This is a genomic window from Microbacterium sp. NPDC078428, from assembly GCF_044542535.1.
GTDB classification, from domain to species: Bacteria; Actinomycetota; Actinomycetes; order Actinomycetales; family Microbacteriaceae; genus Microbacterium; species Microbacterium limosum.
The window spans coordinates 322,142-347,706 of sequence record NZ_JBITUP010000001.1 but is presented as its reverse complement, the minus strand read 5'-3'; the positions used below and the strand labels follow the sequence as shown (position 1 = coordinate 347,706).

General features: G+C 71.2%; 22 protein-coding genes. 11 read left to right on the top strand and 11 right to left on the bottom strand.

Annotation, left to right across the window (positions count from 1 at the left end; all coding sequences use genetic code 11):
- The first annotated feature begins 111 nt into the window (after positions 1-111).
- A complete protein-coding gene (locus ACIGCK_RS01640; RefSeq protein WP_396663284.1) occupies positions 112-1,110 on the top strand; it encodes a LacI family DNA-binding transcriptional regulator in 999 nt (332 codons plus the stop codon).
- 36 nt (positions 1,111-1,146) lie between these two features.
- Here the strand turns inward: ACIGCK_RS01640 and ACIGCK_RS01635 are convergent, their stop codons facing one another.
- The 3 genes from ACIGCK_RS01635 to ACIGCK_RS01625 all read right to left on the bottom strand — a co-directional run bounded on the left by ACIGCK_RS01635 (position 1,147) and on the right by ACIGCK_RS01625 (position 3,955).
- The gene (locus tag ACIGCK_RS01635) at positions 1,147-1,677 is read right to left on the bottom strand and encodes a flavin reductase family protein (protein WP_396663975.1); all 531 of its coding nucleotides are present in this window, start codon (positions 1,675-1,677) and stop codon (positions 1,147-1,149) included.
- Complete coding sequence (locus ACIGCK_RS01630) at positions 1,677-2,885, bottom strand: acyl-CoA dehydrogenase family protein (RefSeq protein ID WP_396663282.1); 1,209 nt, start codon at positions 2,883-2,885, stop codon at positions 1,677-1,679. Before ACIGCK_RS01630 ends, ACIGCK_RS01635 begins: the two co-directional genes overlap by 1 nt.
- Before the next feature lie 125 nt (positions 2,886-3,010).
- Positions 3,011-3,955 (bottom strand): LysR family transcriptional regulator, encoded by a 945-nt coding sequence (locus tag ACIGCK_RS01625; protein WP_396663281.1) that lies wholly within the window; start codon positions 3,953-3,955, stop codon positions 3,011-3,013.
- A 206-nt stretch (positions 3,956-4,161) separates the two neighbouring features.
- Here ACIGCK_RS01625 and ACIGCK_RS01620 point away from each other — a divergent pair, with 206 nt between their 5' ends.
- Complete coding sequence (locus tag ACIGCK_RS01620; RefSeq protein WP_396663280.1) at positions 4,162-5,427, top strand: ABC transporter substrate-binding protein; 1,266 nt, start codon at positions 4,162-4,164, stop codon at positions 5,425-5,427.
- A gap of 87 nt (positions 5,428-5,514) precedes the next feature.
- Entirely contained in the window at positions 5,515-6,180 is a 666-nt protein-coding gene (locus ACIGCK_RS01615) for a hypothetical protein (protein ID WP_396663278.1), read from the top strand.
- Here ACIGCK_RS01615 and ACIGCK_RS01610 read toward each other — a convergent pair.
- On the bottom strand, positions 6,123-7,445 hold the full coding sequence (locus tag ACIGCK_RS01610; RefSeq protein WP_396663276.1) for a glycosyltransferase: 1,323 nt from the start codon (positions 7,443-7,445) through the stop codon (positions 6,123-6,125). The genes ACIGCK_RS01615 and ACIGCK_RS01610 overlap by 58 nt on opposite strands.
- Positions 7,442-9,610 (bottom strand): glycosyltransferase, encoded by a 2,169-nt coding sequence (locus ACIGCK_RS01605; RefSeq protein ID WP_396663274.1) that lies wholly within the window; start codon positions 9,608-9,610, stop codon positions 7,442-7,444. Before ACIGCK_RS01605 ends, ACIGCK_RS01610 begins: the two co-directional genes overlap by 4 nt.
- 129 nt (positions 9,611-9,739) lie before the next feature.
- On the opposite strand from ACIGCK_RS01605, the gene ACIGCK_RS01600 reads away from it, so the two are divergent.
- Positions 9,740-10,939 (top strand): polysaccharide pyruvyl transferase family protein, encoded by a 1,200-nt coding sequence (locus ACIGCK_RS01600; RefSeq protein ID WP_396663273.1) that lies wholly within the window; start codon positions 9,740-9,742, stop codon positions 10,937-10,939.
- A 44-nt stretch (positions 10,940-10,983) separates the two neighbouring features.
- Here the strand turns inward: ACIGCK_RS01600 and ACIGCK_RS01595 are convergent, their stop codons facing one another.
- A complete protein-coding gene (locus ACIGCK_RS01595) occupies positions 10,984-12,513 on the bottom strand; it encodes an alpha-N-arabinofuranosidase (protein WP_396663271.1) in 1,530 nt (509 codons plus the stop codon).
- Positions 12,514-12,642: 129 nt separating this feature from the next.
- Between ACIGCK_RS01595 and ACIGCK_RS01590 the strand changes: the two genes are divergently transcribed.
- Positions 12,643-13,659: a LacI family DNA-binding transcriptional regulator gene (locus tag ACIGCK_RS01590; protein WP_396663269.1), complete on the top strand. Its 1,017-nt coding sequence runs from the start codon at positions 12,643-12,645 to the stop codon at positions 13,657-13,659.
- Between the two features lie 3 nt (positions 13,660-13,662).
- On the opposite strand, the gene ACIGCK_RS01585 is transcribed toward ACIGCK_RS01590, so the two are convergent.
- Both ACIGCK_RS01585 and ACIGCK_RS01580 read right to left on the bottom strand, forming a co-directional pair.
- On the bottom strand, positions 13,663-14,469 hold the full coding sequence (locus ACIGCK_RS01585; protein ID WP_396663267.1) for an NADPH-dependent oxidoreductase: 807 nt from the start codon (positions 14,467-14,469) through the stop codon (positions 13,663-13,665).
- A gap of 40 nt (positions 14,470-14,509) precedes the next feature.
- Entirely contained in the window at positions 14,510-16,063 is a 1,554-nt protein-coding gene (locus tag ACIGCK_RS01580) for an SDR family NAD(P)-dependent oxidoreductase (protein ID WP_396663265.1), read from the bottom strand.
- A gap of 146 nt (positions 16,064-16,209) precedes the next feature.
- Here ACIGCK_RS01580 and ACIGCK_RS01575 point away from each other — a divergent pair, with 146 nt between their 5' ends.
- A complete protein-coding gene (locus ACIGCK_RS01575; protein ID WP_396663263.1) occupies positions 16,210-16,695 on the top strand; it encodes an NUDIX domain-containing protein in 486 nt (161 codons plus the stop codon).
- Here the strand turns inward: ACIGCK_RS01575 and ACIGCK_RS01570 are convergent.
- Positions 16,653-17,942 carry a wax ester/triacylglycerol synthase domain-containing protein gene (locus ACIGCK_RS01570; protein WP_396663262.1) on the bottom strand — a complete coding sequence of 430 codons (1,290 nt, stop codon included), beginning with the start codon at positions 17,940-17,942 and terminating at the stop codon, positions 16,653-16,655. The genes ACIGCK_RS01575 and ACIGCK_RS01570 overlap by 43 nt on opposite strands.
- 54 nt (positions 17,943-17,996) lie before the next feature.
- Entirely contained in the window at positions 17,997-18,131 is a 135-nt protein-coding gene (locus tag ACIGCK_RS01565) for a hypothetical protein (RefSeq protein WP_396663260.1), read from the bottom strand.
- Positions 18,132-18,277: 146 nt separating this feature from the next.
- On the opposite strand from ACIGCK_RS01565, the gene ACIGCK_RS01560 reads away from it, so the two are divergent.
- The gene (locus ACIGCK_RS01560) at positions 18,278-19,240 is read left to right on the top strand and encodes a hypothetical protein (protein ID WP_396663259.1); all 963 of its coding nucleotides are present in this window, start codon (positions 18,278-18,280) and stop codon (positions 19,238-19,240) included.
- Between the two features lie 88 nt (positions 19,241-19,328).
- On the opposite strand, the gene ACIGCK_RS01555 is transcribed toward ACIGCK_RS01560, so the two are convergent.
- Positions 19,329-20,375 (bottom strand): LacI family DNA-binding transcriptional regulator, encoded by a 1,047-nt coding sequence (locus ACIGCK_RS01555; RefSeq protein WP_396663257.1) that lies wholly within the window; start codon positions 20,373-20,375, stop codon positions 19,329-19,331.
- 330 nt (positions 20,376-20,705) lie between these two features.
- Here ACIGCK_RS01555 and ACIGCK_RS01550 point away from each other — a divergent pair, with 330 nt between their 5' ends.
- The 4 genes from ACIGCK_RS01550 to ACIGCK_RS01535 all read left to right on the top strand — a co-directional run bounded on the left by ACIGCK_RS01550 (position 20,706) and on the right by ACIGCK_RS01535 (position 25,538).
- Positions 20,706-22,019, top strand: coding sequence for an ABC transporter substrate-binding protein (locus ACIGCK_RS01550; RefSeq protein ID WP_396663256.1), 1,314 nt, complete (start codon positions 20,706-20,708; stop codon positions 22,017-22,019).
- A 74-nt stretch (positions 22,020-22,093) separates the two neighbouring features.
- Positions 22,094-23,071 (top strand): carbohydrate ABC transporter permease, encoded by a 978-nt coding sequence (locus tag ACIGCK_RS01545; protein WP_396663255.1) that lies wholly within the window; start codon positions 22,094-22,096, stop codon positions 23,069-23,071.
- The gene (locus ACIGCK_RS01540; protein WP_396663253.1) at positions 23,068-23,904 is read left to right on the top strand and encodes a carbohydrate ABC transporter permease; all 837 of its coding nucleotides are present in this window, start codon (positions 23,068-23,070) and stop codon (positions 23,902-23,904) included. Before ACIGCK_RS01545 ends, ACIGCK_RS01540 begins: the two co-directional genes overlap by 4 nt.
- Entirely contained in the window at positions 23,901-25,538 is a 1,638-nt protein-coding gene (locus tag ACIGCK_RS01535) for a glycoside hydrolase family 43 protein (RefSeq protein ID WP_396663252.1), read from the top strand. Before ACIGCK_RS01540 ends, ACIGCK_RS01535 begins: the two co-directional genes overlap by 4 nt.
- Positions 25,539-25,565 lie beyond the last annotated feature (27 nt).

Below are 25,565 nucleotides of genomic sequence, written 5' to 3'. Positions count from 1 at the left end.
TCCTCCGGGACATCTGCGTCGCCGTCGCTCTTGGTCCGGTTAGTGTCACCCGGCATTTGTGGGGATGTCAAACGTTTTCGAAATCCTTTTCCACGCGTACGATGGCCTGTCATGGGAAGACGAGCGACCATCCATGACGTCGCGGCGGCGGCGGGCGTGTCGGTGTCGACGGTGTCGAAGGCGGTCAACGGCCGGTACGGCATCGCCCCCGGCACCGTGCAGCGCGTGCTCGACGCCGTCGAACGGCTCGGCTACGAATCGAGCCTGGTCGCCAGCTCCATGCGCTCATCCCGCACGGGCGTCATCGGCGTTCTGGTGGCCGACTTCGAGCCGTTCAGCACCGAGATCCTCAAGGGCGTGGCGCTCGCCCTCAGGGAGACCCGCTACGACCTCCTCGCCTACAGCGGATCGCGCCAGGCCGACAGCACGGGATGGGAGAGGCGCTCGCTGAGCCGCCTGAGCGGAACCCTCATCGACGGCGCCATCATGGTCACACCCACGGTCGTCAGCGCCCCCGTCGAGGTGCCGATCGTGGCGATCGACCCCCACACGGGGCACGCGGAGCTGCCCACCGTCGAGTCGGACAGCTTCGGAGGCGCGCTCCAGGCGATGCAGTACCTCCTCTCGCTGGGGCATCGCCGCATCGGCTTCCTCGCGGGCCGGCCCGACCTCCGCTCGTCCGCCGCGCGCGACGCCGGATACCGCAAGGCCCTGCGCGATGCCGGACTGGAGGCCGATCCCGCTCTCGTGCGCGTCGGCCTCTATATTCCCGAGACGGCGCGGGAGCAGGCGCATCTCCTCCTCGCCCAGCCGGATCGACCCACGGCCGTCTTCGCGGCCAACGACCTGTCGGCGATCGCCGTCATGGAGGCCGGCGCCGCGCTCGGGCTCCGCGTGCCCGAAGACCTCTCCGTGATCGGGTTCGACGACGTCCCCGAGGCATCCCGCGTCGTGCCGGCGCTCACGACCGTGCGCCAGCCGATGCGTCGCCTCGGCGCCCTCGCCGCCGAGTTCGTCACGGCTCAGCTGGCAGGCCACCGCCCCGACCCGCTGCACGTGCAGCTGCCGACGAGGCTCGTCGTGCGCGGGACGACGGCTCCCCCGGCGTAGGCGAGTGCCGCGGACCGCCCGTCCGGGAAGCGGTGGCTAGCGGCGCGCGGCGCCGACGAGACGGGCGGGCTCGGTGAGCGAGTCCTCGCCCACCCGGTGCCACGTGCGATTGCGATACACCAGCCCCTCGTCGGCCGCGGCATCCGCGGTGCAGCGCGACTCGACGGCGGTTCCCACGAAGACCGTCGAGCCACCCGCGTCGATGCGGTGCAGGATGCGGGTCCGCAACCAGGTATGGGCATCATCGAAGACCGGCTCGCCCGTGGGAAGTCGGCGCCACCGCGCCGTGTCGGCGAACCGGTCGACCCCGCTGGTGGCGCCGAGGACCGCGAGGTCGAGGTTCCGCGCCGAGAGAAGGTGCACGACGACGGTGTCGGCCAGTCGGAGCACGGTCGAACTCGAGCTGTGGACCGAGACGGAGAACATGAGCAGCGGCGGGTCCGCGCTCACGGCGGACACCGAAGAGGCTGTGAGCGCGATCGGCACGCCGTGGGCGTCGGCCGTGATGAGCGCGACCCCCGCGGGGTGCAGGCGGAAGGCCGCCTTGAAGTCGTCGGCGGGGATCATCACGCCACCGACCCCAGATAGCGCACCGCCGCCTGCCGCCAGTTGAGGGTCACGTGGTGGGAGATCATCTCGACATCGCGCTTGGCCCGAGAGACGGGATGCTCGGCGCTGCCGGCGCGCGCTCCCACGAGCGAGAAGATCTGCTGGACGGATCGCAGCGCCGTCCGGGTGACGAGGGAGTTGTCGCGCATCTCGCGCGCGATGTCGGCCTCCGTCGATTCCTTGCGGTCGCGGGCGCGCTGGGAAGCCTCGAAGCTGCGCTTCTCGATCAGCAGACGAGCCATCTGGATGTCCCCCTGAGCCGCCGCGAATTCGCTCGCGACGTAGTCCTGGTCGGCGAGGCGCACCGCGCCGCCCAGTGCGTTGGCGACCCGTGTGCTCGATCCCACCGTGTCGGCGAAGTGCTCGGCCGCGCCCCATGCCGCTCCGACGGCGCACGAGGCGAACGGAAAGCGACCGTTCGAGGGCCAGGTCGCCCACATCGTGTCGAATGTCGGATGCAGCGAACGACGCTCTGCGAGCTTTCGGACCGTGTCCTTCGTCGCCTGCACCCGACGCTCCGGCACGAAGACGTCTCGAACCGCCATGGACCGACTCCCCGTGCCGCGCATCCCCGTCGGGTGCCAGTCGTCGATGGTCTCGGCCTCGCCGTGAGGGACGAGGAACATGTGACCCTCACCGTCCTCGCCGGCGGGGGCGTTGAAGATCAGCCACTCGGAGAAGTCGGAACCGCTGCAGAACCCCCACTGGCCGGTCAGGCGGTACCCGCCCTCGACCTTCCGCGCGGTGGCCTTCGGGTTCAGGTTGGTGTTGCCCGCAAGCGTGGCGTAGGGATCATCGCCCCAGATCTCGTCCTGCACCTCTTCCGGGAAGGAGAGGATCGCCATGTTGTCCGAGCTCAGGATCGAGAACACCCAGGCCGTCGACGCGCACCCGCGGGCGAGGTTCATCGCCACGCGTGCGTGCTCGTGCTCGCTCAGTTCCAGGCCGCCGTACTTCTTGGGCTTGAGGATGTGGAAGAACCCCGCGTCGCCGAGCAGGCGATACGTCTCGGCGGGTATGCGGCGTTCGCGATCGACCTCGGCGGCCCGTTCCCGTAGGACGGGGATCATCTCCTGCGCCCGTGCGACCAGGTCGTCCGCCGTCAAGGTGGGATCGGGGGCCGACCGCGGGGCCTGCTCGCGGGTGTCGAGAATGCTGGTGCTCATCGGATGCCGCCTCTCCCGCGGCGTCGCTGCCGCGGTCACAGTGTGGGTGTCGTGCGACCATCCTGCGATCCGCGCCATCAACGGTCAAACAGAACAAATCGCGCATGAAGCACGATCTGTTCGAATTAGCTGGCCGGATACTGCCGGCGAAGCAGATCCGCCAGCGCCCGTGCGCGTGGAGAGGGCTCGACGCCCGCGGCCCAGGCGAAGACGACCTTGGCCGCGGGCGGCGGGGGAACGATCTCCCGCTCCACAATGGGCAGACCCTCGTAGGTGAGTGTGTTCACCGGCCGCTGCACCAGAACGGCGTACGCCGAATCGGAGCGGGCCACGATCGAGCGCGTCAGTTCGAAGGCGTGCGTCCGATGTCGCACCCTGGGGACCAGGCCCCGCGCCTCGAACATCGACATCGCGTACCGCGTGCTGGGGTTCTGATCGAACAGCACGAGAGGGTAGGCCGCGAGCTCCTCCATCGTGACGAACTCCTTCGCCGCGAGCGGGTGGTTCTCACCGAACAGGGCGTATCCGCGAGCCTCGTAGAGCTCGAAGGTCCGGATGCCGTGGAACCCGCCCATGTCGTACACGATCGCGGCATCGATGGATCCGTTCAGGAGCGCAGCACCCAGCTCGTCCTGGGCCCCCACGACGAAGTCGACGGACACGCGAGGGTGCAGGTCCTCGTACTCGTCGAGGACCCGCGGCAGCACGGTCGGAGCGAGTGTCGCGAAGCACCCGACGACCAGGGGTCCGGACATGTCACTGCCTGTCCCCTGCACCGCGTAACTGAGCTCCGCCACATCGGCCAGGAGCCGTCGCGCCTTGTCGAGGACGAGCGCACCGGTCGAGGTGAGCGTGACCCCCTGCGCTCGCCGCCGGACGCACAGCTCCGCCCCCAGCGCTCGCTCCAACTCGGTGATCGACGCCGAGATCGCCGATGGCGAGAACTGGAGCCGGCGCGCCGCGCCGCTGATCGTCCCCTCGTCCGCTGCGGCGACGAAGTGCGCGAGCTGACGGAAGGTCAGCTCCCCGCGGGTGACGTGTGCGTGCAGTGCCGACTCCGTTGTGGACATGCGGGCAGCGTATAACACGGCGCAGTCGTGTTTCTTGATCGGATTGTTTCGATTGACCGCGTAATGGCCGGAGCCCGAGAGTGGAGCCCGGGAGCCCCTCCCCGGCCGAGATCGCCCAAGCTCGGCCGTGGCGACATCGAGGTCGTGAGCGTTCAGAGAGGAACGCCGCGTGATGCGCGCCATCGAACCCAGGAAGGCGCAGTCCTATGCAGACCATTCCCACCCGATCCCGCGCGGTTGCCGCGGTCGCGTCCGCCGGGGCGCTCGTCCTCCTCCTCGCCGCGTGCGGCGCTCGGGACGCCGGCTCCTCGACGGACGCGCCGGGAGGCGGCACGACCAGCCCGGGGATCACCGACGAGTCGATCACCATCGGGACGACATCGCCCCTCACCGGCAACGCAGCCGGTGTGGGCACGTGCGCCGTCGACGGCGCGACGGCCTACTTCGAGACCCGCAACGAGGAGGGCGGGATCGCATTCGGCGACGGGAAGACCCGCACTGTCGAGTTCCGTGCCTACGACGACAAGTACGACCCGCAGCGGGCGCTGGCGAACTTCCAGCAGATGCAGTCGGATGACGTGTTCGGCGCGGCGTTGAGCCTCGGCACCCCGACCAATCGCGCGTGGCGGGAGGCGGCGATCGACGCGGAGTTCCCGCAGGTGCTCCTGCAGACCGGGGATCCGCTCTTCAGCGACAGGGCGGAGAGTCCCTGGCAACTCGGGCTGCTGCCGGTCTATCAGCAGGAGGGGGAAGCGTTCGGGGAGATGCTGGCGGCGTCCGGCACGGATCACCGCGTCGCGATCCTCTACCAGAACGACGATTTCGGCCAGGGCTACGTGGAGGGCTTCCTCTCGGCCGTCGAAGGGGCCGACAACATCGAGATCGTGGAGGAGCTGAGCTTCGAAGCGACCGCGACGGACGTCAACGCCCAGATCACGGAACTGGCCTCCTCGCAGGCGGATGTCTTCTTCAATGCGATGTCCTCGCTCGCGCCGTTGGTGATCGGCTCGCTCCAGCAGGCGAACTCCATCGGATGGCTGCCGGCGATCTTCCTCCCCTCGACCTCGGCGAGCCCCGGCGCGTTCCTCACCCCGTCCGGGGTCGCGGACAACTTCCCCGCGATCTACACGACAGCATCGTCGATGAACGCGGGGTCGCCCGCGTTCGTGGAGAGCGCCGAGGGACAGGAGTTCCTCTCCGCGCTCGCGGAGCACACATCGCAGGAGGGAGTGCCGGCCTTCCCCCAGTGCTTGTGGAGCTGGATCGGGGCGAGCGTGCTGGAGGAGGCGTTCACCAAGATGACCGAACCGACGCGGGAGAGCTTCATGGACGCCCTCCGATCGATCTCGGACTTCCCGGCGCCGTTCCTGTTGGAAGGCGGAGCCATCGACACGACCCAGGAGGATCGCCCGGCCATGCGCGATGTCGTGGTGCAGGAGTACACCGGCACGGGCTTCACCCCGGTCGGCTGAGCTCGGCGGCACCGGACGGGGGCTGACGAGCAGATCGCTCGCCGGTCCCCGTCCGGGCACTCTCTCGGGCCCGCATAGACTCTCCGGGTGCGTCCCGCGACCGTCGTCCTGCCCTGGCGCCCCGCACCGTCCCGCCTCGAGGCCTATGATCGCGTCCGTGGCTGGTACGCCCGCATGCTGCCGGAGCTGACGGTCACGACGATCGACTCCCCCGACCCGGTCTTCAACCTCGCGTTGTGCCGCAATCTGGCCGTCGAGTCGCTCGCCGAGCCGGACGACGTCGTCGTGCTCGGCGACGCCGACACGATCCCCGAGCCCGCGCCCCTGCGCGCGGCCATCGAGGCGGCCCGCACGTCGGGTCGCGTGCACCTGCCGTACACGGCGTACCACTGGCTCGGCGCCGAGGGTTCGGCGCAGTTCGCCGCCGGGATCGCCCCGGAGGACTGCCGCTTCGAGCTCGTGCGGGGCGCCTGCTCGGGGGTCTACGTGACGACTCGACGCACGTGGGAGAGCCACGGCGGGCAGGATCCGCGCTTCCGGGGATGGGGTTACGAGGATGCCGCGTGGCAGCTCGCCCACACGACGCTCGTGGGCGCTCCCCCGCAGCGACACGAGGGGCGCGTGTACGCCCTGCATCACGTCGCCGAGACGCGCGCGGGTGCGCAGTACGACGCGAACGCGGCCCTGATGGAGCGCTACCGCACGGCGTCCGAGGATGCCTCGGCGATGCGCGCGCTCGTCAGCGAGCGGTAGGCGCGCTCGGGTCCGGGTGCGGCCCGCTGGTCCGCCGCGATCGCCTCGAGCGTCGCGGCGTCGACGGCCCGCCCGTCCAGGAGCGACGCCACCGCGTCCGCGATCGCCGACCCATCGGCGACGTTCGGATCGAGCGAGAGCCCCACGCGCGCCGCCTCGATCGCCGCGGCGCCCGCGAACTGGTCGGTGGAGAAGGGCAGCACGAGCAGCGGCACGCCCGCCCCGAGCCCCTCCGTCACGGAATTGTTGCCGCCGTGCGTGACGGCCGCGGCCGCGGCGCCCAGCAGGCGCACCTGCGGCAGGTAGGGCCGGACGAGCCACCCGCCCGGGATCTCGCCGAGCTCGGCCACGGGGGTCGACCCCGACGCGATCGCGGCGCGCACCCCGAGTGCCCGCAGGGCGTCGGCGACGCGGCGCAGCACGTCTGCGCGCACCGAGAGGAAGCTGCCGAAGCTCACGTAGACGAAGGGCACGGCGTCCGCGAGCCAGGCCTCGACCTCGGCGTCCGCGGGCTCGACGCGTCGGGTCGAGCCGAGGAAGACGGCCCCGTCGACGGATGCCTCCGGCCGCAGCTGCGCCGGATAGTTGTAGAAGACCCGCGGGCCGTGCGTGGCGAAAGCGCTCGCGGTCGGCGTCGCCGCGGCATCCAGCTGCGCCGTGGCGCGGTTCCACTCTCTCGTGAAGTTCTGCGACACCCGCTCGCACAACTCGCGCAGGGCCGACAGCTCCGCGCCCGTGGGCCGGAAGGCGTCCGGCCACGCCGGCGGGAACCCGTAGAGCTCGTCGCGCACGGGGAGCGCGCTCGGGTGCCCGAGCACGACGTCGGCGTAGTCGTGGCCCGCGGCGTCCAGGGCCAGCCGTGCGCTGAAGGCTAGGTGGTCGATGAGGATCGCCTCGGGCCGCAGATCTGCGACGATCCGCAGCGTCGCGCGGCCAGCCGCCACCGGGTCCCACATCAGGTCGGTGAGACGCTCCTTCGCCTGGTAGGCGAGCGTCGGGACCATCCCCTCGCGCGTCGCGGCGAAGAAGCCCCGCAGCGAGTCCGCCTCGTCGCGGGGCTGCTCGTCGGCCCGGATGACGCCGGGATTCGAGCCGCGCCCGAGCTGCAGGTGCACTCGCTCGAAGCCGAAGCCCGCGACGATGTCGGCGGTCGCGGGGCCCGTCGCGACGACGACCCGATGCCCGCGATCCCGCCACGCCGTGGCGATCGTCGCGAGGGGCAGCAGGTGGGAGGCGTAGTCGGGGCTGATGACCAGCAGCGTCACGACGCCGCCTCCACGACGGCGCGCAGTTCCGCCTCCTCGCGGGCCACCCCGGCATAGACCTCGTCGAGGGCCGCCGCCATGCGCTGGATCGTGAAGCGGTCGCGCACCATCCCCCGCGACCGCTCCGGGCGGACATCGTCCGATTCGCCCGCCGCGTCGAGCGCCGCCACCAGGGCGGCCGCGAGGGCCTGTTCGTCCCATGTCCGGGTGAGCGTTCCCGTCGTGCCGTCCTCGACGTACGTGGCCGGACCGCCGCCCGCGGGGGCGACGACGTACAGCCCCGTGGCCATCGCCTCGAGCAGGGCGATGCCGAACTCCTCCTTGATGCTCGCGCAGGCGTAGACGCCGCTCGGCGCGATCACGCCCTCGAGCCCGAACCGGGCTGCGGCCAGCCACCGCGCGGTGATGTCGTTGGGCCGGTGCCCCGCCAGCACGAGGCCCGCGCGGGCGCGCTCGGCGGCCGGGACGATCGCCTCGATCGCATCGAGCTGCTCGCGCTCGTCGAGCGACGGGTCGCGCAGGTCGCCGCCGACGATCAGGAGGTTCGCGCGGGCCTGGGCACCGCTGTCGACCCAGGCCCGCACGAGGGGGGCCATGCCCTTCACGCGGTGCAGCCGCCCGACGCTGACGACGAGCGGAAGGCCCCGGCGCTCGGGGGCGAGGGCCGCGACGAGGTCGCGCAGCGCGTCGATGGCGGGCACCGCAGCCTCGCCCCGCGCCGCGGCCTCGGCATCCCCGAGCGCGGCGTCGATGGTCTGCAGGTCGACCCCCTCGGGGACGATCGAGTGCCGCTCGGCGTGCGCCGAGAGGTCGATACCCACGAGCCGGCGCATGTCCTCGTCGAGGCTCGGACGGGGGAAGAACACCGTGTGCGCCGCGTTCGCCGCGAGGCTCTGCACGAGGCGGGTGCGGAACCAGAAGTGCTCGACGAGGTCCACCTGCCCGAAGTCGGCCCGCGTGAGGCGCCCGGCGCGGTCGAGGGACTCGATGACGCCGTGCGGATCGGGCGCGACCGTGAAGACCACGGGGATGCCGAGCTCGCGCGCGACGTCGGCGGCGGCGAGGCTGCCGACATCCGCCATCCGCAGGTGGAGCAGGTCCACGCCACCGGCAGCGCGCAGCACCCGGCGGATGCCGCGGCGCACGGTCACGCGAAGGGGCCACGCCGCCGCCGAGGGCACCGCGTCGCGCAGGAGCGGGATGCGGCCGTAGACGTGCCCCGTCTCGGCGGCGCGGATCGCGTCGAGGTCGGCGACGGCCTCGCTCACCGCGCCGCGCGAGAGCGTGATGGCGCGGGTGACGGTGCGCACCGCCGCCCCGTCCGCGGCGCCCGCCACGAGCGCGTCGCCGAGGCGTACGAGGAGCGTCGCGATGCCGCCGTTGTCCCCCGCTCCGGCCGCGCTGAGGGCCGGGTCGATGTCGGCGTGGAGGAACAGCTGGGCGATCGTGAGGCGCTCGGTGCGCGCGTCGCCGGCGATCGCGGGCGCCGCGAGGTCCCGCTGCGCGAGGAGCGCCACGTCACCGAGGAACCCTCCCTCCGCGACGACCGCGTCGAGGGCCTCCTCGACGGTGCGCGCGGGGGTCCGCTGGCCGAGGGCCGCGATGGCGGCGACGCGCACTGCCTCCGCCTCGGATCGATCGGTCGCCACCCGCAGCAGCGGCGCCGTCGCGATCGCCGCGCGGACGAGGCCGAGCGTCTCGACGAGGCCGGCGCGCGCGGTGGGCTCGCGGATGCCGAGCAGTGCGCCCTCGAGGCCGACGACGAGGCTCTCGGGCACCGCGCCCGACCACTGCTCGAGGGTGCGCTGCGCGAGCATGCCGCTGAAACCGCCGCCCACGACGAGCGCGATGAGGCGGCCGATCGCCTCTGCGCGCGGCAGTCCCGATCCGAGCGCCCATGCGGCGTGCTCGCGGATGAACGCACGGTCGTCGTCGAGGAGGCGCACGAGAAACCGCGCGGCCTCGCCGTCGTTCATCTCCGACAGCGCGTGCGTCGCCGCGATCGCGACGATCTGGTCGTCGCCCCCGATCGCCCGGTCGAGGATGCGCAGGGTGCGCACGCCCGGGTCGCGTCCTGCCTCGAAGGCGAGGTCGTCGGCCAGGCGCATGGCATCGACGATCGTGGGCGCGTGTGCGACCGCGTCGAGTGAAGTCTGGATACCCACGTGCGCTCCTTCGTGCGGCGGCGACACGGGGCGGGTGGCCCTGTCGGCGGCCTGATGATAGCCCGACGATATGGCCGATGTACGGTGGACCGCCCGGACTTGACAGCGGGCTCGAGATCGGGGAGTTCCATGCGTGTCATCGCCATCGGCGACATCGGCGTCACGGACGGGATGATGCACATCGGCGACGAGGCGATGTTCGGGGCCCTCGTCGACGAGCTGCGCGCGAGGGGCGTGGAGGAGATCACCGCCCTCAGCGCCGCACCCGCGGAAACCGCCGCACGGTACGGCGTGGACGCCATGCCGAGGATCGGCTTCCCCGCGGGGCGCTCCGAGGGCGCCGCCCGGTTCGCGGCGGTCCGCGCGGCGATCTCCGGCGACCGGCCGTTCCCGGACGACCCCTTCTGGTCGGTGCGCGACGCCGTCTCCGGCGCCGACGCCGTCGTTGTGGCCGGTGGCGGCAACATGGCCTCGACCTGGCCGCTGCACATCTTCGAGCGCGCCGCGCTGGCCCTCCTCGCGCGGGCCGCCGGCATCCCGTTCGTCGTCACGGGGCAGACGCTCGGTCCGCACCTCTCGGACGACGACCGCGCCGTGCTCGCCGGGGCCCTCGGGTCGGCGCGCCTGGTGGGCCTGCGCGAGAGCGCCTCGGGGCGCCTCGCTCGAGACCTCGGCATCCCCGCCGAGCGCTCGGCCGTGACCCTGGACGACGCCTCGTTCCTGGGCTGGGAAGAGCCGGCGCAGGATGCCGCGGCATCCGAGGACCTCACGCTCGTGAGCCTGTCGACCCACCTCGGCGGCCGCGACCGGGATGCGGTCGTCCGCGGCCTGGCCGCGGGGCTCGACGACCTCGCCGATGCGACCGGTCGCCCGACGCTCTTCCACGCCCACTGGGGATCCCTCCGCCCCGGCGACGTGCGCGGCGACGCCGTGCTCCACGAGGCGGTGCGCGAGCGGATGCGCACGCCCTCGCGCAGCACGCCGACGGGCGACTCGCGGTCCGCCGCCGCGCTCGCCCGCAGGGCCTCGCTGCTGGTCTCCAGCCGCTACCACCCCGTCGTCTTCGCGGCGCCCGCGGGGGTGCCGGTCGTGGCGCTGACCGCCGACGACTACACGACGGTCAAGCTCACGGGGGCGCTCGCGCCCTGGGGTCAGCACCGGGTGGTCGACCTGGATGCCGCGGCATCCGGGTCGCTGTCGCGGCCTCTCCGCGCGGCGGACGCGTCCCGCGCGGAGACCCGCCGCACCGCCGAGGCGCGCCGCCCCGCCGCCCGCGACGCCGCCGTGGCGTGGTGGGACCGGGTGGCGGCGGCGGCCGGAGCCCGCTGACGCCACCCCCGGCGACGCCGTCGGTGGGTGCCGCGTCGCGGCCCTTACGCGGCAGCCGCCTGCGTGCGCAGCGAGATCGCGGTCCAGGAGACCGGCGGGAGCGTGATGCCGATGCCCTCGGCGCCGATCCGCACGGACGAGTTCTCCCGCGGGGCGACGCGTTCCGGATCGGCGAGGGTGTTGGCGGCGTGGATGTCCTCGTCGTGCAGGGACGTGGCGGAGACGACCTCGACCGCGCCGAGCGCGCCGGTGTCGATGTGGAACGCCGCCTCCTCCGTGAGGCTGCGGTTGACCGCGAACACGGCGATCTCTCCCGTCTGCGCGTCGTGCGTCGCGACGGCGTCGACGAGCGCGGCCTCCCCGTGCTGCGCGGTGTCGTAGGTGGGCGACTGGATCGTGAGATCCAGGGACGAGCCGCGCGCGAGGCGCGACGTGATCGAGAAGGGGAAGAAGGTCGTCTGGCGCCACGCCGGCCCGCCGGGCTCGGTCATGATCGGGGCGATGACGTTGACCAGCTGCGCCAGGCTCGCCGCCGTCACGCGGTCGGCGTGCCGGAGGAGCGAGATCAGCAGGTTGCCGAAGACCACGGCATCCATCACCGAATAGGAGTCCTCCAGCAGGCGCGGCGCGACCGGCCACGTCTGCACGTCGGTGATCTTGTCGACCTCGTTGTAGCGCGTCATGTACCAGACGTTCCACTCGTCGAACGAGATGCGCATCGTCTTGTCGCTGTGCTTGCGCGCCTTGACGTGGTCGGCCGTCGCCGCGACCTCCTCGATGAAGCGGTCCATGTCGACCGCCGAAGCGAGGAAGCTGCCGTAGTCGTCGCCGTCGGGCTCGTAGTACGCGTGGCACGAGATGTAGTCCACGTCGTCGTAGGTGGCCTCGAGAACCACGCGCTCCCACTCGCCGAAGGTCGGCATCTGCGCGCCGGAGCTCCCGCACACGACGAGCTCGAGGTCGGGGTCGACCTGCCGCATCGCGCTGGCGGTCTGCGCCGCGATCCTGGCGTACTCGGCGGCCGTGCCGTGCCCCAGCTGCCACGGGCCGTCCATCTCGTTGCCGAGGCACCAGACGCGGATGTCGTGGGGCTCCGGGTGCCCGTTGGCCACCCGAGCGTCCGAGAGCGTCGTCCCGGAGCGGATGTTGGCGTACTCGAGCACCGCCAGGGCGTCGAGCACGCCGCGGGTCCCGAGGTTCACGGCGTACATGAGCTCGGCGTCCACCCGCTTCAGCCAGCCGGCGAACTCGTCGAGGCCGATCTCGTTCGTCTCGGTCGAGTGCCACGCCAGGTCGAGCCGTCGCGGACGCTGCTCGCGGGGACCGACGCCGTCCTCCCACCGGTACCCCGACACGAAGTTGCCGCCCGGGTACCGAACGGTCGTCACGCCCAGCTCCCGTACGAGGCCGACGACGTCGGAGCGGAAGCCGTGCTCGTCGGCCGTGGGATGCCCCGGTTCGTAGATCCCGTCGTAGACGCAGCGCCCCAGGTGCTCCACGAAGGAGCCGAACAGGCGCCGGTTCACGGGTCCCACCACGAGATCGGGATGGATGGTCACACGGGCATCGATCATCTTCTTCTTTCTTTACAACGTTGTACAAGCGCGTCACGGCCAGGATATCCGCGGGCGCGGCCTCCCTGTCAAGGGCCGTTAGAGTGTGAGCGTCGCGCGGCGAAGGGGGAGGACGCAGTGGGCCCCACGATGCACGACGTCGCCCGGGTGGCGGAGGTCTCGATCAAGACGGTCTCCAACGTCGTCAACGACTACCCCCACGTGCGCCCCGACACCCGGCAGCGCGTGCTCGACGCCATCACGCAGCTCGGGTATCGGCCGAACCTCTCCGCACGGGGCCTGCGCTCGGGACGGACGGGGGTCATCGGCCTCGCCGTGCCCGCGCTGCGCGAGAACTATTTCGCCGAGCTCGCCGACGCCGTCATCCGCGCCGCCGAGCGACGAGGGGTGGGCGTCATGGTGGAGCAGACGGGCGGGCGCCGGGAGGCCGAGCTCCTGGCCGCGTCCGGGGGGCGCCGGCGCCTCATGGACGGCATCCTGTTCAGCCCGACGATCCTCGGCCAGGCCGACGTCGACGCGCTCGCCGTCGACTTCCCGATGGTGCTCCTCGGCGAGCGCATCTTCGGCGGGCCGACCGACCACGTGACGATGCACAACGTCTCTTCGGCCAGGGCCGCGGTGGAGCACCTCCTCGGCATCGGGCGCCGGCGCGTCGCGCTCCTGGGGGCGGGCCTCGATGCGGGCGACGAGGCGGGCTCGGCGACGCTACGTCTGCGCGGCTACCGGCGCGCACTCGAGGCGGCGGGGATCGCGCTCTCCCCCGAGCTGGTGCGCCCGACCGAGCACTGGGACCGGGCCACGGGGGCCGCCGCCACGCGACGCCTGATCGACGACGGGGTCGCGTTCGACGCCGTGTTCGCCCTCAACGACACCCTCGGCCTGGGTGCGCTCCGGGCACTCGGCGAGGCCGGCATCCGCGTTCCCGACGACGTGGCGCTCATCGGCTTCGACAACATCGACGAGGCCCGCTATTCGGTGCCGTCCATGTCGAGCATCGACACGGGCCGCGATCGGATCGCGGAGATGGCCGTCGACCTGCTGCTCGAGCGCATCCACGAGAAGGGCGAACGCCGGCCGCCGCGCACCCTCACGCCCGATTTCCGCGTCGTCGGACGCGAATCGACGGGATTCGCCGACGGGGGATGAGCGTTAGCGCGACGGCAGGCCGCGCCGCTCGAGGGAGGCGCGCATGCCGTCGCGCCCCCGCAGACTCGCCCCGCTGCGGATGCGCCCCACGATCGTCTCGATCCAGCCGCGCGCCGCACCCTGTCCGGAGTAGTACTCCCGGACGGCGTGATCGTAGGCGCCGATCGTCTCGTCGGGCGACGCCCGATAGGTCTCCCGGTGCCGCACGACGGATTGCGGGAGCCGCGGCTTGATGCCCGCCCTGTCGCGCGGGTCGGGGTGACCGAGCGCCATCCCTATGACGGGGAATGCCCCCGGCGGCAGCTCGAGCAGGTCGGAGATCGCCTCGGGCGCGTTGCGCACCGCTCCCACGTAGACGGCGCCGAGACCCAGCGACTCGGCCGCGACCGTGGCGTTCTGCGCGGCGAGGGCCGCGTCGATGACGCCGACGAGCGTGCTCTCCATGTACTCCACGCCGTCCGCGGGCTCGCCGCGATGCGAGGCCACGGCACGGTGGCGCGCCCAGTCCGCCACGAAGACGAGGAAGACGGGGGCGTCGCGGATGAACGCCTGGTCGCCCGCCAGGCGCGAGAGGGCGTCCTTGCGCGCGGCATCCCTCACCTCGACGACCGACCAGGCCTGCATGTTCGAGCTCGTCGCCGCGGACTGCGCGGCGGCGACGATCGCCGTCATCGTCTCGTCGTCGATCCCCTTCTCCGTGAACGACCGCACGGAGCGGTGCCGCAGCAGGAGGGGGATCACCTCGTTCCCCGTCGCCGTCGTGGCGGGGGCCGCGCCGCCGTATCGCAGATCAAGCAGTTCGGAGGTCATCAGAACAGGGTGCCACGCTCCGGTCGCAGCGGGACGGGGCTCACCAGTTGCCGGGGGCGTAGTCCTTGAGGAAGACCCCGAAGAGATCCTCGCCCGCCTCGCCCCGCACGATCGGGTCGTACACGCGCGCCGCGCCGTCGACGAGATCCAGCGGGGCGTGGAACCCCTCCTCCGCCAGCCGCACCTTCGTCGGGTGCGGGCGCTCGTCGGTGATCCAGCCGGTGTCGACGCTCGTCATGAGGATGCCGTCGGCCTCGAACATCTCGCGCGCGCTCGTGCGCGTGAGCATGTTCACCGCGGCCTTCGCCATGTTCGTGTGCGGATGCCCCGGGCCCTTGTAGCCCCGCCCGAAGACGCCCTCCATCGCGCTGACGTTCACGATGTACGTGCGCGGGGCGGGGCTCGCGGCGAGCGAGGGACGCAGCTTCGACACGAGCAGGAACGGTGCCGTCGTGTTCGCCAGCTGCACCTCGAGCATCTCGAGCGGGTCGACCTGGTCCACGCGCTGCGTCCAGGAGTTGATGTGGTCGAGATCGGGTACGAGGCCGCCCGCGTCGATCGCGGTGCCGGCCGCGAGCCGATCGAGCGAGCTCGATCCCGCCGCCATCGCCTGTTCGGTCAGCTCCTCGGCCCGAGAGGCGGCGGCGGCCAGGATCGGATGCGCGGTAACCGAGCGTTCGAGCGCCTGGGGGTGCTGGTCGCTGGTGTGGCCGAACGTGATCAGCTCGGGCAGCGGACCATCCGGCAACGGCGCGAGCTCGGCATCCACGAGCGGCTGGTATGCCCCCGGCGAGCGCCGGACGGTCTGCGTGGCGTTGTTGATCAGGATGTCGAGCGTGCCGGCGGCGGCGACGTCGTCGGCCAGGCCGATGACCTGCGCAGGATCCCGCAGGTCGATCCCCACGATCTTCAGCCGGTCGATCCACTCGGGGGCGTCGGGCAGGCTGCTGAAGCGGCGCACCGCGTCACGCGGGAAGCGGGTCGTGATCGTCGTGTGGGCCCCGTCGCGCAGCAGGCGCAGCGCGATGTACATGCCGATCTTCGCGCGACCGCCGGTGAGCAGCGCGCGACGCCCGGTGAGATCGGTGCGGGCGTTGCGCTTGGCGTGGCTCATCGCCGCGCAGTCGGGACACAGCTGGTGGTAGAACGCGTCGACGAGCGTGTACGGCTGCTTGCAGATGTAGCAGCCGCGCGCCTTGAGCAGCGTGCCCGCCGTCGGCGCCGTCGTGGACGTACTGATCGGGATGCCGCGGGTCTCGTCGTCGATGCGGTCGGGCGCCCCCGTCGCGGTCGCGGCGACCACGGCCCGGTCGGCGGTCGCGATCGCCTCGCGGATCTCACGCCGGCGCACCTTCTTCACGGCCTTGAACATCGCGGCGGTCGCGCGACGCACGGCGACGTAGTCGGGGTGGGCCTGGTCGACGGAGGCCATGCCCCCGAGCACCTTCAGGGTGATCGCGAGCTCGTCGGGGTCGATGCCGCTCGGCGGCGGTTCGACCTCGCCGCTTCGCGACGTGTCGGCGGCGCCGGTCGGCGGCGGTTCGACCTCGCCGCCTTGCGGCGTGTCGGCGGTCACGGAAGTCTCGTCGGGCACACACGATTCTACGTCGCCGCCCGCGGCATCCCGCCCCGCCCCTCCCGCGAACGGTCGCGACATGCCGCGGCCCTCCGCCCCCGCGCGGCGCGTCGCGACCGTTCGCGCGGAGGTGTCGACCGGCCCGCGCCTGTTAGCGTGCCCGGGTGAGCACCGCGCAGCCCGAGCCCCGCCGCATCCGCGTCTCGGCGGCCGTCATCCGAGACGACGCCGGCCGGCTGCTCGTGGTGCGCAAGGCGGGCACGACCGCTTTCATGCAGCCCGGCGGCAAGCCCGAACCGGGCGAGACCCCGGCCGAGACCCTCAGCCGCGAGCTCGAAGAGGAGATCGGCGTGCGGATCGACGCCGGAGACCTGCACCCCCTCGGACGATTCACGGCCGCCGCCGCCAACGAGCCGGGCTTCCTCGTCGTCGCCGACGTGTTCGAGGCGTCGCTCGGGTCCCAGCGGCCGCGGGTCGGGGCCGAGATCGCGGAGCTGCGCTGGATCGGCACGGTCGACGCCGGTGGGGTGGATGTCGCGCCCCTCGCCCGCGAGTACTTCCTGCCCGCCCCCGACACGGCGTCCCGGCCGCAGCCGGGGTCACCCCGTCACGGCGATGCGCCGAGCGCTGCGTCGCGCAGCTCGCGGTAGGACTCGCCCACCGCCTCCGCGAGGCTCCGCACCCCGGGCACCGCCGTGGGGTCGGTGCAGAACCCGATCCCCATCTCGTCGGCGTGCGAGATCGCGGCGATGCGCAGGGCGTGGTGCGCCGCGGGCTCCGACGAGGAGAACAGCCGCTCGACGCGCCGGCCGTGCACCGCGACGGGAACGCGCGGTCCGGGCACGTTCGAGATCGCCACGCCGAACTCGCGGGAGCTGCCCGCGAGCCGCTGGGCGACGGCATCCACCAGCGGTACCGTCCCGAGCGCGTGGAAGAGGTCGTACAGCAGGCCCGCGTCATCCGCCTGCTTCTCGGCGCGCGTCCGCGCGCTGATGCGGTCGAGGCGCTCCAGAGGGTCGGATGCCGCGAGCTCCAGATCCACGTTGAGGAACGAGTCGCGGTTGCCCGACGTCGCCGGGTCCTCGTCACGGCGGTGCAGGCTCACGGGAACCTGCGCGCGGAGGTCGAGGCGGTTCGCCCGATCGCCGAGCCAGGTGCGCAGTCCGCCGGCGACGGCCGCGAGGAGCACGTCGTTGACGGTGGCATGCGCGGGCCGCGAGGCGCCGATCGCCCGGAGCCCGTCGAGCGGCATCGCGGCGAACGCCAGCTCGCGAGCGCCCGTGACCGGCCGATCGAACGGCGAGCGCGAACCGGGGTGGCCGAGCTCGCGCTCGATCGCGGAAGCGAGACGGGCCCACTCGCTCGCACCCCGCCCCCGCGCCGCCGCCCCGCGGGATCCGCCGTCGTGCGCGGGGGCGTCGTGCGGGTCGAGCAGGACCGTCTCGAGGAACCGCATCCCCGCGATCCCGTCGACCATGGCGTGATGCATCCTCGCGGCGATCGCCTCGCTGCCGTCGGCGAGCGGCCCGATGACATCGAGCGTCCAGAGCGGCCGGGCACGGTCGAGGTGCTCCGACATCAGCGTGCTGACGGTCAGACGCAGGTCCTCGGCGGTGGCGCACTCGGTTCCCGCTCGCCGACGCACGTGCGCGGCGATGTCGAAGTCCTGCGCCGCGACCCATCGCGGCCGCCCCCCGGCCGCCCCCGCCGTCACCCGCTCGAGCGCACGGGGCGCTTCCACGAGCCGGGCGCTCACCGATGCCCGCAGCGACTCGATGTCCAGCACCGCCCCCGGGCGCAGGATCATGAGCTTGAGGGTGTGCCCCGTGAGGACGGATGACTCGAGGGCGAGGATGCGCGCATCGTCGGCCGACAACAGGTCGCCGTCGTCCGTCATGGCGTCAGCGTAGCGGCGCACCTCACCGCTCGCGGGGCGACCGGCTGCGGGCGGTCAGCCCAGGTTGACGAACACGAGATACGACACCCCGTACGCGGCGGTGCCCGCGCCCGCCATCAAAAGGGCGAGCACAATCACCCGCCGCGCCGTCCACTTCTTCCGATCCGATTGCGCCTGCTGCTCGCTCACTCGCCGTCTCCTCCCACTCTGAGCCCGCACGTGTCGGTTGGGCTCCTGGCGTTCGGTCGTGACACTATCGACGGAAGCGGGAGCGGATGCTGCCAGTGGCACAAGACGGCCAGGAGACGTGCGTGGATTGCGAATCGACAGCGAGCGTGAGCTGGCTCGACGTGCTGGCAGCCGCTCTGCGGGAACGGCCGGCCACCCCCGCCGACCTCGCGGCCGTGCTCGGCGTCGCCGACGCAGCCCTTCACGGCCCGCTCGAGCAGCTGGCCGAGATGCGGCTGCTGAACGTCATCGGCGATGAGCTCGTCTACCGGCGCCCGGACTTCGCGGCGGCGGACGCCCTTCAGCACACCCTGGACGAGGGGGTGCGATCGTTGCAGGAGTCCGTGCAGCGCTCGAAGGAGCTCATCGCCGACCTGCCCGAGCTTCTCAGCAGTTGGACGAACGGCAGAGAATCTCCCTCCCTGCCCCTGGACGTCATCGAAGGGCCGTGGGCGCTGGCGGACATGTGGCGGCTGCAGTCCTCGCGCAACGCGCCGCGATCGGCGGACCTCTGCATCCCCGCGACGGGCGTGCTGCGGGCGGCGGGCCTGGAGTACGCCGAGACCTTCTGGGCGGCACGGGCCGGCGACGAGCACCGGGTCCGCGTCATCCTGTCCGATGAAGATGCCCGGGCGCCCGAGAACCAGTGGCACATCGACAACGAGCTCGCCACCGGCACGCTCATCCGCGTGCATCCGCGCCCGCCGAGCTTCTTCTGGATCATCGACGACGACATCGTCGCCCTCCCCCAGGTCTGGGGCGATCCCGACCCGACCACCGTCGTCGGCGCACGCACGAGCGCCCTCGCCACCGTGCTGCACTGGGCGTTCGAGTCGCTCTGGACGCAGTCGCGCCCCGTCCGCAGCGACGAGCACCCCTGGGACCCGATGCTGCGACTCCTCAGCCGTGGCATGACCGTGGATGCCGCCGCGCAGACGCTCGGGCTCAGTCCACGCACCGGCCGGCGCCGCATCGACGAGGCCATGCGCTACTTCGGCGCCTCCAGCCAGTTCACGCTGGGAGCGGCGTGGACCGCCCGGAGCGGCCCGGACACGGGGTCCCGGGCGTAGCCGACGTTCGCAACCCCGGCGCCTCAGCGGCCGCTCGCGCCCGGCTCCGCCGTGATCGTCTGATCGGCGACGACCCGCTCGTCGCCGATCAGCTCGGTCGCGGCGCCGCCGTCGATTCGCGCACGATCAGGCGGGTGACCAGCTGGATGTGGCGAGACTCCGGCGCACTGCCCCGCACCGTGTCGAGGATCATCGAGACCGCCATCCGCCCCATATCGGCGAGAGGCTGCCGCACGGAGGTCAGCTTCGGAGCCGACCACGACGCCTGAGGAGTGTCGTCGAATCCCGTGATGGACACATCGGCGGGCACGCTGAGACCGAGGGACCGCGCGCCGTCTATCGCTCCGATCGCGATCTCGTCGTTGGCGGCCACCAGCGCGGTCGGCCGGTCAGCGCGCTCGAGGAGAGCGACGGAGGCCGTGCGCCCGAACTCGAAATCGAAGTCGCCGTTGAGTTCGACGGAGGCGTCGATCGGAACACCCGCCGACTGCAGCGCCGCGCGGTATCCGTGAAGGCGTTCGGCGGATGCCTCGTTGAGGGCCGGACCGCCGAGCCAGCCGATCCTGCGGTGCCCGAGCTCCAGGAGGTGGTCGGTCGCCGACTTCCCCCCGGTCCAGTTCGTCGCGCCCATCGTCATCCAGTGGGCGGGATGGTCCTCCCACGGGTCGATGGCGACGACGGGCAGCTTCGTGGACGCGTCCGACGACCGCAGCCCGGCGGCGGTGTGGGTCACGGCGATGATCCCGATGCAGTCGACCGGCAGCATCACATCCGCCACGGGCGGGAGCTGGCTGTCGTGCGCGCCGGTGCCGAACCGGGTGACGATGTGGGCTCCCAAACTCAGAGCGCCGGCGATGATCCCGTGCAGAACGGTCGCGGAGTACATCGTCTCGATTCCCGGCAGGAGGACGAGGATCTGCGGCGTGCGTCCCGGCAGGACCGCGGGGCGCCGGTATCCGTCGGCTTCGGCCCGCGCCACCGGATTGGCGTATCCGGTCTCGCCGAGCACGTGCAGAACGCGGGTCCGTGTCGTCGACGCGACGTCGCTCCGGGCGTTCACGACCTTCGACACGGTCGCAACCGACACGCCGGCCAGCGCGGCGACGTCGGCGAGCGTGGGACGACGGGTAGACATTGCAGCCCTCCGAAATTATTTCGAGACGTCCACACACTACCGCACGTTCGGGCCGATCGATCGGCCCGAACGTACTCATGCGAAACATTTTCGTCCTCCCCAGCGCCCGAAAATCAAGGGAAGACGCGTGAGCAGTCGGCATCTCGGCCGCCCGCCCGCCGTCTTCATTGCGCAGAGGCTCGTCCATTTTCGGGCCGCGTCGGTGCGAGAGAAACCTCTTGTTCGAAAAACGGAGGCGTGTTAGCTTGCTTCCACTATCGGAAGATATTTCGAAACCCTTTCACCAATCAATGTCGATTCGCGAGTGTTCTCGCACACAGAAAGGTCACCATGCCCACGCGTACAACGAAGTACATCGCCGTCTCGCTCGCACTGATCGTGGGAGCGGTCACGAGCGGTTGCGGCAGCTCGGAGCCCGATTCGCCGACGGACGGCGAACAGATCGAGCTCGAGTTCTGGAACCCGGAAACCGAGGAGGCGGTCGTCGGCGCCTTCGAGAACATCATCGCCGCGTATGAAGCGGACAATCCCAACGTCAACGTCAACGTGGTCACCGTTCCCTGGTCCGACATCTACCCCAAGTGGCAGACGGCGCTGCAGAGCGGCAACGCGCCCGACGCCTCGATCGGCTCGGTCGCCTTCGCCGCCTCGTTCCAGGAGCAGGGCGTGCTCGAGCCGCTGAACGACGCGGTGGACGCGATGGGAGGCGAAGAGGTGTTCGCCGACTCCGCCGCCTCGCTCGTCGAGCTCAGCAAGACCGACGACGGCGACTGGTTCACCCTTCCCCTCGTCAACAACTCCGTCGTGCTCTGGTACAACAAGCCGATGCTGGAAGCCGCCGGGCTCGAGCCGCCCACGACATGGGAGGAGCTGGAGGCGGCCGCGCAGGCGATGACCCACGACGACCAGTACGGCATCCTCATCCCGTCGTCCACCAGCCAGGTGACCAACCAGAGCCTCTACAGCCTCATCCTCTCCAACGGCGGGGACATCGTGGATCGGGACGACCCCGACACGGTGACCTTCGACTCGGAGAAGTCGGTCGAGGCGCTCGAGTTCTACAGCTCGCTGGCGCAGTACTCGCCTCCGGGCTCGGGCGGTTACGACCGGCCGGAGGCCCAGGCGGCGATGAGCACCGGGAAGCTCGGGATGTTCATCTACGGCAGCTGGATGCAGTCTGCGCTCGACGCAGCGGGACCCGAGGTCGCGGCGCAGTTCGGGGCGGTCCCGGTGCCCTCCAACGGCGGCGCCGGCGCCTTCATGGGCAACCTGAGCCTCTTCGCGTTCCAGGGCGGCGAGCACCCCGAGGAGACCAAGGAGCTCCTGTCGTACTTCTACGACCCGGCGAACTACGAGGACCTCGTGCTCGTCAACCCGACCTCCTTCTTCCCGGTGCTCGCCTCCGTGCAGGAGAGCGAGTCCTACCTGAGCAACGAGAAGGTGGTCGCGAACGCCGACCTGATCGACGCGATCAAGACGAGCCTCCCGGACGCGTGGATCTTCGGGCTGCCGAACCCGCACGCCGGTGAGTGGGAGGGACTCAACCTGATCGCCCAGGCCGCGACAGCCGTCATCGAAGGCGGCGAGGATCCGCAAGCGGCCGCCGATGCGATCGCGGAGCAGATGAGAGAAACGATCGGCTGACCAACCCTCGCGTCGTCGAACGGGCGGACGGGGAGGCCCTCCCCGTCCGCCCTCATCTTCCCTCTGGAGGTCACATGACCGTCACACCCGTTCCCCAGCCGAAGGCGTCGGCGCAGCATCCGCCGGGACCCGGCGGAGGGCGATCGCCTCGCTCGGCGACGAGGAGATCGCGACAGGCGCAGCGCGAGCGCATCACCGGCCTGCTGCTCCTGCTCCCGGCCGCCGCCGTCATCCTGCTGCTGATGGGCGTCCCCCTCGTCTCGGTCTTCTTGGACAGCTTCACCGATCGCAGCTTCCTGAGGCCCGTCGCCGAGTTCATCGGCGTCGACAACTACATCGACATCCTCACCGACGCCGGATTCTGGGCGACCTTCGGCCGCACGCTGCTGTGGACCGGCCTGTCGGTGTCCCTGCAGATCGTGATCGGGCTGGCGTTCGCCCTCCTGCTCAACCAGCGCTTCCGGGGTCGCGGCTTCCTCCGGGGACTCTTCCTGCTCCCGTGGGTCACCCCGGTCGTGGTGGTCGCCCTGATCTGGAAGTGGATGCTGAACGACCTGTACGGCGTCATCAACAACCTGTTGGCACAGGTGAATCCGGCGTGGCGCGACCTCGCCTGGTTCTCGGACGAGTCGCTCGCGCTCTGGACGGTCATCGGGGTGAACGTGTGGCGCGGGGTGCCCTTCACGATGATCATCTTCCTCGCCGGCCTGCAGAGCGTGCCGCAGGAGCTCAAGGAGGCCGCCGCCGTGGACGGCGCGGGCAGGGCCCGCACATTCGGGGCCGTCACGCTGCCGCACCTGCGCGGCATCCTGCTGACCGTCGCCCTCATCTTCACGATGTTCAACTTCAACAACTTCGATCTCGTCTATCTCTCCACGCGCGGCGGCCCCGCAGACCGGACGATGATCCTCCCGGTGAAGACCTACGAGGTGGCATTCAAGGGCCTGCAGATCGGCGAGGCCGGGGCGTGGGCGGTTCTCATGCTCATCACCATCGCGATCCTGGCGGCTGTCTACTTCGCCTACATCCGCCGCAGCGAGAAGGAGTCATGATGCGGATCCTCGAATCGCGCGTGAGCCGGAGGGTGCTGCTCGCGCTGGCCATCGCGGCCGCCACGCTCTACTCGGCGTTCCCCTTCTACTGGCTGTTCATCTCCTCGGTCACCGCGCCGTCGCAGCTGTTCAGCGGGGCGCTGTTCCCGTCGGTGCTCACCCTGGACAGCTACGTGCAGCTGTTCTCCTCCTCCCCGATCCTCACGTGGGTCGGGAACAGCATCCTCGTCGCGGTGATCGTCACCTCGTTGACGGTGATCGTCGCCGTCCTCGGCGCCTACAGCCTGGCGTTCTTCCCCACACGGTTCGGGCAGGCAGCGGGGAAGCTGATCCTCTTCACCTACATGTTCCCGGGCGTCGTGGTCGTGATCCCCGCCTACACGCTCCTCAGCCGCATGGGCCTCGTCGACAACATCGTCGGACTGATCCTCGTCGAGCTCGTGCTGACGGTGCCCTTCTGCATCTGGATGCTGCGCAGCTTCTTCCTCCAGGTGCCGAAGGAGCTGCTGGAGGCGGGCCGGATCGACGGCGCCTCGCGCATGAGGGTGCTGTGGAGCGTCCTGCTTCCCGTGGCTCGTCCGGGCGTCATCGCCATCGCGGTGTTCGCCTTCATCTTCTCCTGGAACGAGTACCTCTTCCCCCTCGTGCTCATCAACTCCGATGCGGGCAAGACGCTCCCGCTCGGAGTCGCGGGATTCATGGGGAACCTGACGGTCCAGTGGGGCCCGCTGCTCGCGTCGGGCGTCGTCGCGGTCATCCCGGTCCTCATCCTGTTCCTGTTCCTGCAGCGCCACCTGGTCGAGGGCCTGATGGCCGGAGCGGTCAAGGGATGATCGACCTCCCCTCCCCCGCCACGTTCACCAACCCCGTCCTCACCGGCTTCCACCCCGATCCGAGTGTCTGCCGGGTGGGCGACCGCTTCTACCTGGTCGTCAGCTCGTTCGAGTACTTCCCCGGCATCCCGATCTTCACCAGCACGGACCTGGTGTCGTGGTCGCCGCTCGGGCATGTGCTTGATCGCCCGTCGCAGCTGGATCTGTCCGGCGCCTCCGCGTCGGGCGGGATCTACGCACCGACCATCCGCCACCACGACGGGCTCTTCTTCGTGACGGCCACCAACGTCTCGGGCGGCGGTCACTTCATCGTGCACGCCTCCGATCCCGGCGGGCCGTGGTCGGATCCCGTATGGGTGGATCAGGACGGCATCGATCCGTCTCTGTTCTTCGAGGACGGGCTGGCCTATTTCACGTCGAACATCGAGCCGGACCCGGGCGGCCCGCACGCCGAGCATCCGGCGTTCCAGCGCGGCATCCAGCAGTCGCTGATCGATCCGAAGACGGGACGGATGCTCGGTGAGCCCCGATTCATCTGGGGGGGCACGGGCGGCCGGTACCCGGAGGCCCCGCACCTGTACCGCCGGGGCGACTTCTACTACCTCGTCCTCGCCGAGGGCGGCACGGAATACGGCCACATGGTGACCGTCGGCCGCTCGAGGTCACCGTGGGGGCCGTTCGAGGCCTCTCCCCACGGCCCACTGGTCAGTCACCGCAGCATGGCGAGCCCCTTGCAGGCCGTGGGACACGCGGACATGGTCACCCTGCCGAACGGAGAGTGGTGGCTGGTGTGCCTCGGCGTGCGCCCGGTCGGACAGTGGCCCCGTCATCTCCTCGGACGGGAGACACTGCTGGCCCCGGTGCGCTGGCGCGAGGACGGATGGCCCCAGGTCGGCGATCGCGGCGTCATCGAGGCCGAGCTGCCGCGGCCCGCGCTGCCCGCGTCCCCTCCCCCGCCGCCGCGCCCGCGCGACGACTTCGACGAACCTCGGCTCGGTCCGCAGTGGCAGTTCGTCCGACGACCGCTCGACCCGGCGGCACTGCTCGGCTCACGGCAGGGGTGGCTGACGTTGGCCACGGAGGGGACGCGAGTCGCCGATCCCTTCCCCTGCTTCGTCGGCCGGCGCCAGCAGCACTATGCCTTCGACGCCCGGACGCGGATCGAGTACTCGCCGGCGCGGGACGGCGAGGAGGCCGGCATCGCGGTCCGCATGAACGACGACCACTTCTTCACCTTCGGCGTTCGGCGGCACGAAGGAGTGAAGCAGATCGTCCTCCGCCAGGTGATCGGACGCCTGAACGTCTGCACCGTCGTCGCCGAGACGGACGAGAGCGACCTGGTGCTCGGCGTGCGGGGGGACACCGACTCCTATGTCTTCTCCGCGACGACCGGCAGCGGGACCGTGCACACGAGCGATCCGGCGGACTCGCGCTTCCTGGCGACGGAGTTCGCCGGCGGCTTCACGGGGGTGTTCATCGGGCTGTACGCCGAGTGCCCGTCGGGCCGGTCCACGCCCGCGCACTTCGACTGGTTCGACTACCGCCCCCGCGAGGACGCCGAACGCGGCGCGGCGCTCCCCGTGCTCCAGCAGGCAGGCCTCGACGGACTGGCTGCGGGCGCGCCCGCGTCCTGACGACAACGACTCCACCTTCTTCATCCG

What these genes read in the sequence shown, in the direction of transcription:
- ACIGCK_RS01640 (WP_396663284.1), top strand. Translation starts at nt 112, where the DNA reads ATGGGAAGACGAGCGACCATCCATGACGTCGCGGCGGCGGCGGGCGTG.
- ACIGCK_RS01635 (WP_396663975.1), bottom strand. Translation starts at nt 1,677, where the DNA reads ATGATCCCCGCCGACGACTTCAAGGCGGCCTTCCGCCTGCACCCCGCG.
- ACIGCK_RS01630 (WP_396663282.1), bottom strand. Translation starts at nt 2,885, where the DNA reads ATGAGCACCAGCATTCTCGACACCCGCGAGCAGGCCCCGCGGTCGGCC.
- ACIGCK_RS01625 (WP_396663281.1), bottom strand. Translation starts at nt 3,955, where the DNA reads ATGTCCACAACGGAGTCGGCACTGCACGCACACGTCACCCGCGGGGAG.
- ACIGCK_RS01620 (WP_396663280.1), top strand. Translation starts at nt 4,162, where the DNA reads ATGCAGACCATTCCCACCCGATCCCGCGCGGTTGCCGCGGTCGCGTCC.
- ACIGCK_RS01600 (WP_396663273.1), top strand. Translation starts at nt 9,740, where the DNA reads ATGCGTGTCATCGCCATCGGCGACATCGGCGTCACGGACGGGATGATG.
- ACIGCK_RS01595 (WP_396663271.1), bottom strand. Translation starts at nt 12,513, where the DNA reads ATGATCGATGCCCGTGTGACCATCCATCCCGATCTCGTGGTGGGACCC.
- ACIGCK_RS01590 (WP_396663269.1), top strand. Translation starts at nt 12,643, where the DNA reads ATGCACGACGTCGCCCGGGTGGCGGAGGTCTCGATCAAGACGGTCTCC.
- ACIGCK_RS01585 (WP_396663267.1), bottom strand. Translation starts at nt 14,469, where the DNA reads ATGACCTCCGAACTGCTTGATCTGCGATACGGCGGCGCGGCCCCCGCC.
- ACIGCK_RS01570 (WP_396663262.1), bottom strand. Translation starts at nt 17,942, where the DNA reads ATGACGGACGACGGCGACCTGTTGTCGGCCGACGATGCGCGCATCCTC.
- ACIGCK_RS01555 (WP_396663257.1), bottom strand. Translation starts at nt 20,375, where the DNA reads ATGTCTACCCGTCGTCCCACGCTCGCCGACGTCGCCGCGCTGGCCGGC.
- ACIGCK_RS01550 (WP_396663256.1), top strand. Translation starts at nt 20,706, where the DNA reads ATGCCCACGCGTACAACGAAGTACATCGCCGTCTCGCTCGCACTGATC.
- ACIGCK_RS01545 (WP_396663255.1), top strand. Translation starts at nt 22,094, where the DNA reads ATGACCGTCACACCCGTTCCCCAGCCGAAGGCGTCGGCGCAGCATCCG.
- ACIGCK_RS01540 (WP_396663253.1), top strand. Translation starts at nt 23,068, where the DNA reads ATGATGCGGATCCTCGAATCGCGCGTGAGCCGGAGGGTGCTGCTCGCG.
- ACIGCK_RS01535 (WP_396663252.1), top strand. Translation starts at nt 23,901, where the DNA reads ATGATCGACCTCCCCTCCCCCGCCACGTTCACCAACCCCGTCCTCACC.